We start from the raw sequence: 13,641 nt of genomic DNA, 5'->3' as shown, positions 1-13,641 counted from the left end.
ACTGGACGCACCGATCCCCTCGTGCGGCCGGCGTGCGGCCCCTCATCGAGTTGGAGCCAGGCGTGGCACCCGAACCAACGATCCACATTGAGAGCGTCGGCGCTGAGAGCGTCGACATTGAGAGCGTCAACGCTGAGAGCGTCAACGTTGAGAGCGTCAACTGGGACGACCCGACGGCGGCGGCAGTGCGCAACGCGATGGCCGCGGAGCTGCATCTGCGCTATGCCGACCGGCTGGCCACCCGGCCGCCGTCGGCCGGCCGGGCCGTCGTGACGGAGACGGTCGCCTACACCGGTGTCGCCTACACCGCCGACCGGCTACCGGTCGGGCATGCCGCGCTGCGCTGGCTGGGGGACGACCTGGAACTCAAGGGCATGTACGTCGCCCCCTCGCATCGCGGCCGGGGGGTGTCGACCAGGCTGCTGGCGGCGGTCGAACAGGCGGCGTGGGACCTGGGCGCGGGACGGATCGTGCTGCAGACCGGCGACCGGCAGCCGGACGCGGAGCGGCTGTACGCCAGAGCCGGCTACACCCGTATCCCGATCTTCCCACCATACGAGGCGCTGACCTATTCCCGCTGCTTCCAGAAGCTGCTCACCGGTGAGGACGTACGAGCCTCATGACCGTCTACGAGTCGGTCCTCAACGCGATCGGCGAGACCCCGCTGTTCCGGCTGCCGTGGCTCGGCCGCGGGATCGCGACGCCCATCTACGCGAAGGCGGAGTTCCTCAGCATCGGGGGCAGCGTGAAGGACCGGGCGGCGCTGTCCATGGTGCTGCAGGCCGAACACGACGGGCTGCTGCGGCCGGGCGGGACGATCGTCGAGGCCACGTCCGGCAACACCGGGATCGGCCTGGCGATCGTCGGCCGGCAGCGGGGCTACCGGGTGATCGCCGGGGTGTCCGACAGGTCGGCCCGGGAGAAGGTGGACATCCTGCGGGCCTACGGCGCCGAAGTCGTGATCGCCTCCACCAGGTTCCCCAAGCAGCACCCGGACCACCTGCTCAACGTGGTGCGCCGCCTGGCGGAGCGGATCCCGGGCGCGTGGCTGGCGGACCAGTACGACAACCCGGCGAACCCCGCGGCCCACCTGCGCACGACCGGRCCGGAGATCTGGCGGCAGACCGGCGGGCGGGTGACGCACTTCGTGGCCGGTGTCGGCACCGGAGGCAGCATCAGCGGCACGGGCGAGTTCCTCAAACGGGCCTCGGCGGGCCGGGTCACCGTCGTCGGCGCCGACCCCGAGACGTCGGTCTACTCCGGCGGTGACGGCAGCRCCTACTACGTCGAGAGCATCGGCCACTTCCTGCACCCCGAGACGGCGGAGGACATCTGGCCGCAGTCCTACCACCGCGACGTGGTCGACCGCTTCGAGCGGATACCGGACCGGGAGTCGCTCCTGACCGCGCGGCGGCTGGCCAGGCAGGAGGGGCTGCTCGCCGGCCCGTCCTCGGGCGCCGCCGTCGCCGCCGCGCTGCGGGTCGCCCGTACGCTCGGCCCGGACGATCTCGTCGTGGTCCTGCTGCCCGATTCGGGCCGCTCCTACCTGTCGACGGTGTTCAGCGACGACTGGCTGCGGCGACTGGGGTTCCTGGAGGAGCAGGACGACGACGCCGACTCCGAGCCGACGGTGCGCCAGGCGGTCAGCCGCGTCCCCGGCTGGGCGGACCGCCTGGTCACGGTCTCCTCACGGGTCACCGCCGGCGCGGCCGTGGACAGCCTGCCCGCGTCGACGACGGCCGTCGCGGTCGTCCTCCCCCGCGACGAGCGACGGCACGGCATCACCGCCACCGAGATACTCGGCTGGCTCGAGCCCGCCGCGCTTCGGGCGGCGATCGCCGCGGGGCGGATCCACCCGGACAGCCCGGTGCTGGAGCACCTCGCCGACCCGTTGCCGGCCGTCGGCGTCGGCCAGACGATCTCCGCGGCTCGGGCCGCCCTGGGCGCTCACCACGCCGCCGTGGTTCTGCGGGACGGTCGCGCGGTCTCCCTCGTCACCCGTGAGGATCTTGGTGCGACTTTGTTCGAGCCGACGATCCAGCCGACGCGGCCGCACCCCGCCTGACGGGCGCCCCGCCCGCCGGAATGGCGGAGATTCCGCTGCCCGGCCCTATCCGCGGTCAGATCGGATCGGTCCACAATCCGCTCCGTGTCTCTTCCGCTGCCCCGGCCGCGGCCCGTGGTAGAAATACTACAATCATTCTGAAACAAAACCGCAGCTCACCTTCTAATTCGCCGGAAGTGCGCTGTTGTGCAATAATGCCGTCTCGTGACCTCCATCGACCTCGTGGCGCGGCGCGACGTCGACCTTATGCGGGCGTGTAGCTCGATCTGTCCCCGCTGACGTCGCACACCCCACCACTCGTCAGCAGGCACCAGCTGCCGGTTCCGGCGCACTGTCACACCACCACTCGTCATCCCGTCCCCGGCGGGTGAACGAGTTCTCATCGTGCCGATCTGGGCTCACGTCCCCCTCCCCGGCCCTGGGCCACGGTCTGGCGGGCGACGGGAACCCACCCGAGCAATCACTCGCCAGCCTGTTCCGATCACATATCCGGACGGGCGCTCGCTGGAGCCCGATTCGCCAACACGAAGGTCCTCATGCCACGCCACACGACGTCCGCGTTCCACTTTTCTGCCGGGAGAACCACTCCTCTCGACCGGACGGGAGCCAGGTGATGCTGGACCTGCGAAGACTCATGCTGTTGTGCGAACTGGCCGATCTGGGCACCATGACCGCCGTCGCGAGGAACCGGCGCGTCACGAGTTCGGCGGTGTCACAGCAACTGCGTGTGCTCGAGGACGAGGTCGACGCGGTCCTGTTCCGGCGTGACGGCCGCACGCTGCGACTCACGCACAGTGGGGAAGTGCTCGCCGAGCACGCCCGGCGAGTCCTGCAGGCCGTCGACACCGCCATGAGCGCCGTCGCCGCCATCCAGGACAGGACGGCGGGCCGGGTCACCCTAGAGGCTGTTTCGTAACTCGGTTTGGGTGTGGCGCGGCTGGTCCGCGGGGCCGGTCAGCCGGCCCTGCTGATGTTGTAGAGATGAGCGATCCCGGCCGCGGTGACTCCGAGGGTGCGGGCCTGGCGGCGGTAGTCACGCAGGATCTTCCAGGTCTTCATTCCGGCGAGGGTGTGCTCGACGCGGGCCCGGACCTTGCGGTRCACCCGGTTGAGTTCTTCCTTCCACTCCGGCAGTGGCTGTCCGTCGAGGGGTTTCCGATACGGCATGATCATCTCTGGGTGGCCGTGGTAGCCGCCGTCGGCCATGGCGAGACGTCCGGCGAGGCGGTCGGCGATCCCGCTGGTCTGGTAGACGATCGTGTCGTTGCGGTTCCCGGGCTGGGGGTCGCCCAGGGCGATGACCAGGYGGGTGTCCGCGTCGATCGCGACCTGCAGGTTCGTCGAGTATCGGTAGTTCTTCGACGGGGCGGCCAGGGCGTGGTCGCGGGTCGGGATGAGCGTGCCGTCCACGATCGCGATCTGGTCGCGGGGACGTCGTTTCACCGGGGCCAGGGCCAGCAGCGGGCCGATCGTGTCGATCACCCGGTAGGCGGACGAGTAGGAGACCCCGAACAGCGGGCCGATCTGGCGCAGAGTCAGGTTCGTCCGCCAGTACGCCGCTACCAGCAGCACCCGGTCCGGCAGGGACAGCGCCCACGGCCGCCCCGGGCGGCCATCAGCGATCCGGTCCCCGCCGCGCTGGGCGACGAGGCGGACCAGCCGACGGAACTGGGTCGGCTTCAACCCGGTGAACGGGAAGATCCACTGAGGGTCAGCAACGGAGATGACCTGCACCCCAACATGATCCACCAAGCGGCTCCCGGGCTGCGTCACCGGGTACAGCCTTTAGTCGCAGTCGAGCGACTGGGCGTCGAACCGTGCGCACCCGCTACCAGCGTCGCGGACAGCATCAGCGGCCCGGTGYTCTACCAGGGTGAACGGGCATGGCTACGGGTCGCCCCCTTCCACGAGGACGGGATGGACCGGGAGGCGTGGACGGGCATCCGCGACGCCGCAKCCCTGCGCGGCATCCACAAACCGACGCTGTTGGACAGCGTGGAATGGACACACATCCAGCCGGTGAGCATCCCGGTGTGCGCCGAGCTGATGACCCTGGCCCCCGACCCGGTCGCAGCCCCCGGCAGCCAGTACCTGGCCACACCCGTCACCCTCTCCCCCCAATGGCTGAACGACCTGCGCGCCTCCCTGGACGCGCTGGCCACCCACCCCACCGACCGGACCTTCTGGGCGGACAGCGCCGAACGACACCGCTACCTGCTGCATGCCGTCTACGGCCGGCCGCTCCCGCCGGGGGTCGCGCCGACCTGGGGCAGCAGTCGGTGTCGCGTTCGGCCAGCCGGTCCTCGGTGAACCTGAAGTGCACGCGCAGGGCCTGCACCAGGTTCGACTCGGCCGCGCCGAGCTCGACGAGCAACGCGAAGAGCTGGCGGAGGCTCGCGCCCAGACCGCCGGACTCGACGGGTACCCGCAGGGCGCCGAAACCGAGGTCACGCAGCCATCCCGCCTCCTCCAGCGCGTGCTCAGCAGGCCGTCCGGGCCGTAGGGGTAGCGTTCCTCCAGCGTCCGCAGGGCCGACTCCAGGTGCCGCGCGGCGTCCTGACCGGGCTGCCCGACAAGGTCGACCAGGAGCAGGACGTGGTACCGGGGCGGTACGGGGCGGCCGAGGTCGTCCTTGCCGACGGTCGCCTCCCACTCGTGCTGACCCGCCGGGAGGCTCATACCCCCGCCTTCGCGTACTCGAGGGCGGTGTACTCGAAGTCGGGGTCGAGAGCGGCGTACTGGGCGGCCAGATCGGTGTCGCCTCCGGCCGGGATACTCAGGTTGAAGATGCTCGCCGTGCGGCCGGCGGCCACCTCGGGATGCTCGATCGCCGTCACCGCGGCCGCCCCGATGCTCTCGGTGCTGACCAGCCCGTCGGCGTGCGGGTCCTGGGTCAGCCGCGTCTGGTAGGAGACGTCGTGCCGGGTCGACAGCCAGGTGGGACGCAGGATGGTCCACGGGTTCGGGCCGCCGCGCAGGTGCGCCTCGAACGCCCGCAGCGCCCAGGTACCGGGCTTGGCGTTACGGTGCGTGATGCCGTGCCCGACCAGGAAGTGCGAGACCAGAACGATGTGGGCCGCCGGCAGGGCCTCGCTCACCTGCGCCAGGAGGCGCTGGCCGAGCGCCCGGCCCGCGCTCTCGCTGGCCGGCTGGGGCACGCTGCCCGGCGCGAGGATCACCGCGTCGGCGGCGGCCAGCGCCTCGGCCACCGCCGCCCGGTCGTGCCCGCCGTCGGCCAGCCGCGTGTAGGTGTGGCCGCGGGCGAGCGCCTGCCGCTCCGCCTGCTCCCGCGCGTTCCACACACCGTTGACGATGTGGAACTCCGAGCTGCCGGCCTCGCTGAACAGCGGGCTCAGTTCCAGGATTCTCGCCATGACGACGCGCTCCTTTCTGGGGAAAGTTCTTTTATGAAGTTCTGCCGCGTTACCGGTTCTGCCGCGTTACCGGTTCTGCCGCGTTACCGGTTCTGCCGCGTTACCGGTTCTGCCGCGTTACCGGTTCTGCCGCGTTACCGCGTTACCGCGTTACCCGGGCGCCGCGGCGCCGTGCGTGGCCGTATGGTTCTCACCAGCGTGGAATCGGGATTCCCAGGTGTTCGCGCAGTGTGCGGCCCGGGTAGCGGCGCCGGTACAGGACCCGTTCCTGCAGAATCGGGACGACCTCGTCCACGAACAGCGGCAGACCCTCCTCGACGACATCGAACATCACGTTGAAACCGTCGACGGCACCGGTGGCGAACCATTCCTCGATGGTGTCCGCGACCGTCTTCGGGCCGCCCGTGACGGCAAGGTGCCCGATCCCGTCCCGGACGATCTCCCGTACCGGCCGGCCCGACTCGGCGAGCGTGAGCAGCGACCGCAGGAATCCCTCCGAGGTCAGGTGCCGCTGCCGCTCGAGGTCGACGCGGTCCAGCGGCAGCGGCGCGTCCAGGTCGATCTCGTCGGCCGGCAGGCCCAGCCGGGCCGCCAGCGTGCCCAGGGTCGACGCCCGTGCCTCGGCGTCGTCGAGCTCGTCGCGGCGGCGGGCCGCCTCCTCGTCGGTGGAGCCGAGGGTGCACACGAGGCCGGGCAGCGCGAGCACCGGCGGACGGCCCGCCGCACGCACCGCCGACGCCGCGTCGAGCCGGCGACGGTAGCCACGCGCGACGACGAGAGTGGCGGCGGCGACGAACGTGGCGTCCGCGTGCCGGGCGGCGAGGTCGAGGCCCTCCGGTGATGCCCCCGCCTGGAAGACCACCGGCAGGCCCTGCTCCGACGGCGGCACGGTCGCTCCGCCGGTGACCGTGAAGTGCTCGCCGCGGTGCCTGATCGGGCGCACCCGGTCGGCGTGGGCGAACACGCCGGTGGCCTTGTCCGCGACGATCGCGTCCGGGGCCCAGGTGTGCCAGAGCGCGTCGACGACGTCGAGGAACTCCCGGGCTCGGGCGTAGCGCCGTGCCTTCGGCGGCAGCACGTCGAGCCCGTAGTTCGGCGAGACCAGCGGGTTGTAGCTGGTCACCGCGTTCCACCCGGCGCGGCCGTGCGAGATCCGGTCCAGGCTGGCGATCGAGCGGGCCAGGTCGTAGGGGTGGTGCCAGGTCGTCGACACGGTGGCCACCACGCCGACGTACTCGGTGTGCTGTGCCGCCACGGTCAGCGCCAGCACGGGGTCGAGGCTGTTGCGCTGCGGCTCGGTCTCCCAGGTCGGCGTCAGCGTCGGCACGTCGGCGGTGAAGACGGCGTCGAACAGCCCACGTTCCGTGGTCTGGGCGATCCGTACGTAGAACTCCGCGGTCGACGTGCCGACCGGGTCGATCCCGGCCCGGCGCCACGCCCCGCGGTAGGAGCCCAGCCCCGGGCAGTTCACGCCGAGGTGCAGGGTCGGTCGCTGTTCGGTCATCGTCCTCTCCTGGTCACCTTGCGCGACTGTGAGATCAGGCAGTGGCCAGCGCCGGGCGCGGCGGCACCCGTCGACGGGCCGCGCTGTCCTCTCCCAGCCACGGCGGCAGGTAGCCCTCGTCCACGCGGTTGAGCGTGACGCCCGGGGGCACGAGCTCGTCGATCGCGTCGAGCAGCGCCGGGTCGAGGACCACCTCCGGGGCGTCCAACAGCCCTTCGAGCTGCTCGAACGTGCGCGGGCCGATCAGCACGCTGGTCACCTGCGGGTGGTTGAGGACGAAGGCGACCGCCAGCTGCGGGAGGGTGATCCCGGCCTCCCGCGCCAGCTCGTCGAGCCGGATGGCGATGTCCCGCTTGGTCTGGTTGACCGGCAGGACGGGGTCGTGCCGCTGCGGCTGCCGCCGGGTCCGGCGGGAGGGGCCGCCTGCTGCCCGGCCTGGTGCCGGCCGAACAGCCAGCCGCCGGCCAGCGGGCTCCAGGTCAGCACGCCCAGGCCGTACCTGCCCGCGATCGGCAGCGTCGCCCGCTCGGCACCGCGGGCGAGGATCGAGTACGGCGKCTGCTCGGTGGCCGGCCGCCGCAGACCGTCGCGTTCGGCCACCCACTGCGCCTCCACCAGCAGGTACGGCTCATACGTGGTGGTCCCGTAGTAGCGGATCTTGCCCTGCCGTACAAGATCGTCCAGGGCGCTCAGCGTCTCCGACAGGTCCACCGTCGGGTCTGGCTTGTGCGCCTGGTAGAGATCGATGTGGTCGGTCTGCAGCCGCCGCAGCGAGCGCTCGACAGCCTGGAAGATCCAGCGGCGCGAGCTGCCGCGGGTGTTGATCCCGTCACCGAACTGGCCGTGGAACTTCGTCGCGAGGACGACGTTGTCGCGACGCCCCGCGAGGGCCTTTCCGACAATGGTTTCGCTCTCGCCCTGGGAATACACGTCCGCGGTGTCGATGATATTGATTCCCGCGTCGAGAGCGCGCTGGATGATTCTGATCGCGTCCTCGTGGTCGCTGTTTCCGTACGAACCGAAGTTCATCGCACCCAGGGTGAGCCGGCTTACTTTCACACCGGTTTTGCCGAGTGTGCGGTAACCCATTTTCCGTCCGATCCCTCGTCGCGCGCAGGCGGAACTCCGCAGGCGGAGTCCCACGAATCACGGCGTGCCCCATCAACTACTCCGGCCTGGTGCCGGCCTGGTGCCGGTTCTGTGCCGGCTGTTCCGGCGCGGCGCCGCCAGAAACAGCGTGCGAGAGACGCGGACACAGATCAACGCAGTTGAGCTACCACTTGTTCGTAGTAGAACTTCCACAGTGCCGTCCGGGCCCGGACGGGCTCCTGGCGGAACGGCTCGGCGACGCAGCAGCCACAGACGCTTCCGCTCCCGTTCGGTCCGTCGGATGTCGGCCAGCCACCCCGGCAAACGATCCTGCGATCGTCGTCACGTCCGAAGAGACACACCGAGGCATGCGACGGAACGCGCCCGACTCGCCGCCCTCGCCGTCACCCTCGGCAACAAGCGCGCGGGCCGGTGCCACGCCGACCCGGTCCGGCTGTGGACGGATGCCGCTCGCGCGGGCGCGGCCTAACATGTGTCGAATGGCTGATCTTACGGGTGGGGCGCGCCGGGATCCGCTGAGCGCGCTGCGACAGCCGGTGCCGCCGGACCTCGCCCGGCGGGCGGCCGCCTTCCAGGCGGGCCACAGCCAGCCGGTCGCGACCCGCGACGCCRCCACCGTCGCGCTGCTCCGGGACGCCGAGAACGGGACGGGCATCCAGGTCTGCCTGCTGCGCCGGGTGTCGACGATGGCCTTCGCCGCCGGCATGCACGTCTTCCCCGGCGGGACGGTGGACCCGGCCGACGTCACCGCCCAGCCGCGGTGGTTCGGTACCTCCGAAACGAACGTTGAGACAGACGTCGAGACGGACATCGAAGCGGACATCGTCACGGCCCTCGACGCCGAGCCGGCGCTGGCCCGCGCCCTGGTGAGCGCCGCCGTGCGGGAGACGTTCGAGGAGAGCGGCGTGCTGCTCGCCGGCCCCGACGCGGACAGCGTCGCCGACGTCACCGACCCCAGCTGGGAGGCCGACCGTCTCGCGCTGGAGAAACGGCAGCTCAGCATGGCCGCCCTGCTGGCCCGCCGGGGTCTGGGCCTGCGCGTCGACCTGCTGCGCCCGTGGGCACGCTGGGTGACCCCCGAGGTGGAGCCCCGTCGGTACGACACCCGTTTCTTCATCGCCGCCATGYCGGTCGAGCAGCGAACCCGCCCGATACCCGGCGAGTCCGACCGGCTGCTGTGGCTGTCGCCGGCCACGGCCCTCGCCGAGCATCTGGCGGGACAGCTGGCAATGCTGCCACCCACCGTGCACACGCTGCGGGAGCTGGCCGAGCACGCATCCGTCGCGTCCGTCCTGACGGCGGCGCGCATCCGGGACCTCAGCCCGGTGCGCCCGAAGATCCTCGTCCGGGACGGGGAGGCCCACCTGCTCCTCCCCCACGACGACGGCTACGACCACGCGCCCACTCCCCCGGCCTCGGCCCCGAAGAGGTAGGACGCCCTCGCCGGCGTTGGCCGCTGGGCGTGTCTGGCAGATGTTGGCCGATGCGGGCGGTGACCCAGGCTGTCTCCCGCAGGGCGGAGGACAGCGGGGTTCTCGTGCGGCGTGACCGGTGCTCGCCTTCCCGCTCGCCATGGGCCTTGCCGGCCCGCTCGGGGGCGGCCTCGCCGACCGCCTGGGGCCACGCCCCACCGCGGTGGCCGGCTGCTGCCTGACCGCGCTCGGGCTGCTGCTGCTCGTCCCGCTCGGCGGCACCTGGTCGCCAGCCGAGGTGGCCTGGCGGCTCGCCCTCGCCGGAGCCGGCATGGGGCTGTACGGCGGCCCGGTGCAGGCCCTGGTGATGACCGCCGCACCCGCCGACCGGATGGCCACCGGCCGGGTCGGCCGTACAGCTCGCCCGCGGTCTCGGTTTCGCGCTGGGCCCGGCCGTGGCCACCGCCGGGTGGGGCTGGCCGGTCGCGGCGAGGCGGGAGTGCGTGCCGGGCTGGGCCTGGCCGCCGCGGCCGCCTGTGCGGCCGTCGTCCTGCTCGCCGTCGTCCAGCGGGCCCCACGAACAGCCGGCGCGCCCGAGCTGATCGCCGCCGACTGTACCGAACCGGCTGGAAGCCACTGACCCGTGCCCCGCCCGGCGCCGCCGATCACATTCCGTTCCTCAGATCCCGTAGATCCCGTTTTCCATGCCTCATGCCCCATGCCCGGTCACTCGTCGTAAGGAGGGAGCAGACATGTGCGGAATCACCGGCTGGGTGTCGTTCCACGAGGACCCGCGTACCCAGGTGGCGGTCATCGAGGCGATGACCGCCACCCTCGCCCGCCGTGGCCCCGACGCCGGTGGGGTCTGGCTCGGCGAACACGCTGCGATCGGCCATCGCCGGCTGGCGGTCATCGACCTCGCGGGCGGCGCCCAGCCCATGATCGCCCACCAGGGCGACACCGAGATCGTCCTGACCTACAGCGGCGAGGTCTACAACCACCACGAGCTGCGGGCGCATCTGCGCCGCCACGGCCACGCCTTCCGCACCCGCAGCGACACCGAGGTGGTGCTGCGCGCCTACCAGCAGTGGGGCGAGCGTCTCGCCGACCGGTTGGAGGGCATGTACGCCTTCGCGGTGTGGGACGCCCGGCAGCGGCGGCTCCTGCTGGTACGCGACCGGCTCGGCGTCAAACCGTTGTTCCTCGCCGAGATCCCCGGCGGTGTCGTCTTCGGCTCGGAGCCCAAGGCGCTGTTCGCCCACCCGCTGCTGGCCCCGCGGGTCGACGCCGACGGCCTGCGGGAGGCGTACAGCCTGCTGTTCAACACCGGACCCACGGTGTGGGCCGGCGTGCGGGAACTGCCGCCCGGCGCCGTGGCCACCGTCGACCGCGCCGGCCTGGCCGAACGGACGTACTGGGCCCTGGAGCCCCGGCCGCACCACGACGACCACGACGACCACCGTGGAGCGGGTACGCGCCCACCTCGACCGCGCCGCCCGCGCCCATCTGGAGGCGGACGTACCGCGCTGCAGCCTGCTCTCCGGCGGCCTGGACTCCACCGTGCTCACCGCCGTCCTCGCGGACGAGCTGCGCCGCCGGGAGGGCCCCGACGCTCGCATCCGCTCCTACTCCGTGGACTACAGCGACCAGGCCGAACAGTTCACCGGGGACGCGCTGCGCACCGGCCACGACACCCCGTACGCGGCCGAGGCCGGGGCGTTCATCGGCACCGACCACAGCACGATCGTGCTCGACCCGCACACCCTGCTCGACCCCGAGCACCGCCGGGCCGTCGTCGTCGCCCGCGACTCGCCCGTCGGCGTCGGCGACATGGACACCTCCCTGTACCTGCTCTTCGGTGAGATCCGGCGCACCTCCACCGTCGCGGTGTCCGGGGAGGCCGCGGACGAGCTCTTCGGCGGCTACCCGTGGTTCCACACCCCCCGGGCGCTCGCCGCGCGGACCTTCCCCTGGCTGCTCGTCACCGGCGACGAGGCCGCCGTGCCGCTGCACCCCGATCTCGCCGCCACCCTGCGTGTCGGCGAGTTCCGGGACGACACCTACCGCGACGCGCTCGCGGCGGTCCCGCACCTCGACGGTGAGGACGCTGCCGAGCACCGTCAGCGGGAGATGCAGCACCTGTCCCTCACCCGCTGGCTGCGCCAGCTGCTGCACCGCAAGGACCGCCTCAGCATGGCGCAGGGCATCGAGGTACGGGTGCCGTACTGCGACCACCGGCTGGTCGAGTACGTCTTCAGCGTCCCCTGGTCGTGCAAGAGCTTCGACGGGCGGGAGAAGAGCCTGCTGCGCGCGGCCGGCGGCGGACTCGCGCCCGCGTCCGTGCTGACCAGGCTGAAGAACCACTACCCCGCCACCCACCACCCCGACTACAACCGCGGGCTGCAGGAGATGGCCCGCGACGCCCTGGACGCCCACGGCGGCCGGGTGCGCGACCTGGTCGACGAGAGCCGGCTCAAACCCCGCCTCGACGCCTCACCCGACCGGCTGGAGTGGGGCCACCGGCTGCGCTTCCCCAGCGGCGTGGTCGGCTGGCTGGTGACCGGCTACCACGCGGCCCACCAGAGCCTCAACGACAGCCGGCTGGGCAAGAGCCACGCGCTTGGCAACGACCGGTGGCGCCGGCTCGCCTCCATCATGCCCGAGCCCCAGCACTCCCAGCTTCAGGTCCACCTGCTGCACCAGGACCCGCCCCGGCACACCGCCATGCGCCGGCTGCTGCTCGACGCCTTCGCCCCGCGCCGGGTGGAGGCGATACGGCCCCGCTTCCAACGGCTCGCCGACGCCTTGGTGGACGCCATGCCACCGGACGGTACGACCGACGCGGTGGCGCGCTTCGCGGCCCACTTCCCCTTCCAGGTGCTCGCCGAGGTCATCGGCCTGCCCCCGGATCTCGCCCGCCGCTTCCGCCGGGAGTGGGGCAAGGTCGTCCAGCCCGTCGGCCCACAGGACCCGGGCCGGGCCGCCTACATCGGGCTGCTGCACGAGCTCCAGGGCTACATCGCCGCCATACAGGGCTACACGACTCAGGGTTACACGGCCGACCACCACCGGGAGCATCCCGACGACAGCCTGCTCAGCCGGCTCGTGCGGGCCCGGGATGCGGGCGAGCTCGGCCAGGAGGAGCTCGACTCGATGATCTTCCAGCTCCTGGTCGCCGGGCAGGAACCGGTCACCAACCAGATCAGTACGGCGCTGATGGCGCTGCTGCGCCATCCCTCCCACCTGGAACGGCTACGCGCACAGCCGGAGCTGCTGGAACGGGCCGTGGAGGAGCTGCTCCGCTACGACAGCGCCTTCGAGCTCACCACCTGGCGGTTCCTCGCCGAGGACGCGGAGCTGCACGGCACCCGCGTCCCGGCCGGCGACTCGACGATCGTCTCGCTCTGCGCGGCCAACCGCGACCCGCAACGCTTCCCCGACCCCGACACCCTGGACTTCGACCGCCCCGTCAACCCGCACCTCGCCTTCGGCCACGGCATCCACTTCTGCCCCGGCGCCGCGCTCGCCCGCGTCGAACTCCAGATCGCCCTGGGCACCCTGATCACCCGCCTGCCGGGCCTGCGCCTGGCCGTCCCCGACGATCAGATCGAGTGGATCCCCGCGGTACTCGCCCGCGGCGTCAACCAGCTACCCGTCACCTTCGCCGCGCGTATCTAGTGCTGTGGCCCGATACGTTCACCGATTTTTGCGATCATGCTGCGGTGGGCAGGGGTCGTCCGCCCCAGCGGATGTGTCTCTCGCTGCGGATACGGGCCCGTTCCCGGCGCTGGGCAGCCAGCACGTCGGGGTGACGGGCGTGAGCGTTGCGCCAGGCCAGGTAGTCGTGCAGCGCGCGGGTCTGGACGGTGTGGTTCGGATGCTCGCTGTTAGCGATCGTGAACTGGCGCAACGCGCCGAAGTGGGCCTCGATCGGGTTCGCCCAGGAGGCGTAGGTCGGCGTGAAGCACAACTCGGCCCTGTTCCGCCGAGCCCAGGACCGGATCCTCGTTCCGGTATGCGCGGAGAGGTTGTCCAGGACGATGCAGATCGGGGCGCCGTCCGGACGGGCCGCGCGGATCGACCGCAACGCGGCCAGGGTGTTCCCCGTTCCCTTACGACGCCGGTTGACTCCCCACAGCCGATCCTCACCAACCGAGTAGCAGCCGTGGAAGTAGG

The 13,641-nt window shown here is 71.7% G+C and carries 10 protein-coding genes and 5 pseudogenes; 9 read left to right on the top strand and 6 right to left on the bottom strand.

What is annotated here, in order from left to right:
* The first annotated feature begins 62 nt into the window (after positions 1-62).
* The 3 genes from BL254_RS11050 (at position 63) to BL254_RS11040 (ending at position 2,981) form a co-directional block, all read left to right on the top strand.
* On the top strand, positions 63-623 hold the full coding sequence (locus tag BL254_RS11050) for a GNAT family N-acetyltransferase (RefSeq protein WP_235433308.1): 561 nt from the start codon (positions 63-65) through the stop codon (positions 621-623).
* On the top strand, positions 620-2,065 hold the full coding sequence (locus BL254_RS11045) for a pyridoxal-phosphate dependent enzyme (RefSeq protein ID WP_076843247.1): 1,446 nt from the start codon (positions 620-622) through the stop codon (positions 2,063-2,065). The genes BL254_RS11050 and BL254_RS11045 overlap by 4 nt, the downstream gene beginning before the upstream one ends.
* 613 nt (positions 2,066-2,678) lie before the next feature.
* Positions 2,679-2,981: a LysR family transcriptional regulator gene (locus BL254_RS11040; RefSeq protein WP_052914293.1), complete on the top strand. Its 303-nt coding sequence runs from the start codon at positions 2,679-2,681 to the stop codon at positions 2,979-2,981.
* Between the two features lie 38 nt (positions 2,982-3,019).
* Here the strand turns inward: BL254_RS11040 and BL254_RS11035 are convergent, their stop codons facing one another.
* Positions 3,020-3,799 (bottom strand): IS5/IS1182 family transposase, encoded by a 780-nt coding sequence (locus BL254_RS11035; RefSeq protein WP_076843246.1) that lies wholly within the window; start codon positions 3,797-3,799, stop codon positions 3,020-3,022.
* 126 nt (positions 3,800-3,925) lie between these two features.
* On the opposite strand from BL254_RS11035, the gene BL254_RS27000 reads away from it, so the two are divergent.
* Positions 3,926-4,375, top strand: coding sequence for a hypothetical protein (locus BL254_RS27000; RefSeq protein WP_175648350.1), 450 nt, complete (start codon positions 3,926-3,928; stop codon positions 4,373-4,375).
* On the opposite strand, the pseudogene BL254_RS29375 reads toward BL254_RS27000, so the two are convergent.
* The 4 genes and pseudogenes from BL254_RS29375 to BL254_RS11015 all read right to left on the bottom strand — a co-directional run.
* Positions 4,356-4,535, bottom strand: a pseudogene (locus BL254_RS29375) (acyl-CoA dehydrogenase); the annotation flags it as partial. The gene BL254_RS27000 and the pseudogene BL254_RS29375 sit on opposite strands and share 20 nt — an antisense overlap.
* A 205-nt stretch (positions 4,536-4,740) precedes the next feature.
* Positions 4,741-5,439, bottom strand: coding sequence for an NAD(P)H-binding protein (locus BL254_RS11025; RefSeq protein ID WP_047221838.1), 699 nt, complete (start codon positions 5,437-5,439; stop codon positions 4,741-4,743).
* A 190-nt stretch (positions 5,440-5,629) separates the two neighbouring features.
* Positions 5,630-6,943 (bottom strand): NtaA/DmoA family FMN-dependent monooxygenase, encoded by a 1,314-nt coding sequence (locus BL254_RS11020; protein ID WP_076843245.1) that lies wholly within the window; start codon positions 6,941-6,943, stop codon positions 5,630-5,632.
* A 34-nt stretch (positions 6,944-6,977) separates the two neighbouring features.
* A pseudogene (locus BL254_RS11015) lies at positions 6,978-8,032 on the bottom strand (aldo/keto reductase).
* Between the two features lie 500 nt (positions 8,033-8,532).
* Between BL254_RS11015 and BL254_RS11010 the strand changes: the two are divergent.
* From BL254_RS11010 to BL254_RS29365, 5 genes and pseudogenes are all read left to right on the top strand, one after another.
* The gene (locus BL254_RS11010) at positions 8,533-9,486 is read left to right on the top strand and encodes a hypothetical protein (protein WP_076843244.1); all 954 of its coding nucleotides are present in this window, start codon (positions 8,533-8,535) and stop codon (positions 9,484-9,486) included.
* Between the two features lie 118 nt (positions 9,487-9,604).
* The gene (locus BL254_RS11005; RefSeq protein ID WP_047221839.1) at positions 9,605-10,105 is read left to right on the top strand and encodes an MFS transporter; all 501 of its coding nucleotides are present in this window, start codon (positions 9,605-9,607) and stop codon (positions 10,103-10,105) included.
* A gap of 64 nt (positions 10,106-10,169) precedes the next feature.
* Positions 10,170-10,661: pseudogene (locus tag BL254_RS28290) on the top strand (asparagine synthetase B); the annotation flags it as partial.
* A gap of 25 nt (positions 10,662-10,686) precedes the next feature.
* A pseudogene (locus BL254_RS29370) lies at positions 10,687-11,907 on the top strand (asparagine synthetase B); the annotation flags it as partial.
* A 75-nt stretch (positions 11,908-11,982) separates the two neighbouring features.
* Positions 11,983-13,143, top strand: a pseudogene (locus BL254_RS29365) (cytochrome P450); the annotation flags it as partial.
* A gap of 34 nt (positions 13,144-13,177) precedes the next feature.
* On the opposite strand, the gene BL254_RS10995 reads toward BL254_RS29365, so the two are convergent.
* On the bottom strand, positions 13,178-13,641 hold a 464-nt coding region (locus tag BL254_RS10995), incomplete at its 5' end, for a transposase (protein WP_175648349.1).

This window comes from Protofrankia sp. BMG5.30 (genome assembly GCF_001983005.1).
GTDB lineage: Bacteria > Actinomycetota > Actinomycetes > Frankiales > Frankiaceae > Protofrankia > Protofrankia coriariae.
Note: the sequence above shows the minus strand (reverse complement) of the source record. Positions and strands in the feature narration are given on the sequence as shown.

Excerpts from the sequence above, each read along its gene's own strand:
- BL254_RS11025 (WP_047221838.1), bottom strand. The coding sequence starts at position 5,439 with ATGGCGAGAATCCTGGAACTGAGCCCGCTGTTCAGCGAGGCCGGCAGC.
- BL254_RS11040 (WP_052914293.1), top strand. The coding sequence starts at position 2,679 with ATGCTGGACCTGCGAAGACTCATGCTGTTGTGCGAACTGGCCGATCTG.
- BL254_RS11020 (WP_076843245.1), bottom strand. The coding sequence starts at position 6,943 with ATGACCGAACAGCGACCGACCCTGCACCTCGGCGTGAACTGCCCGGGG.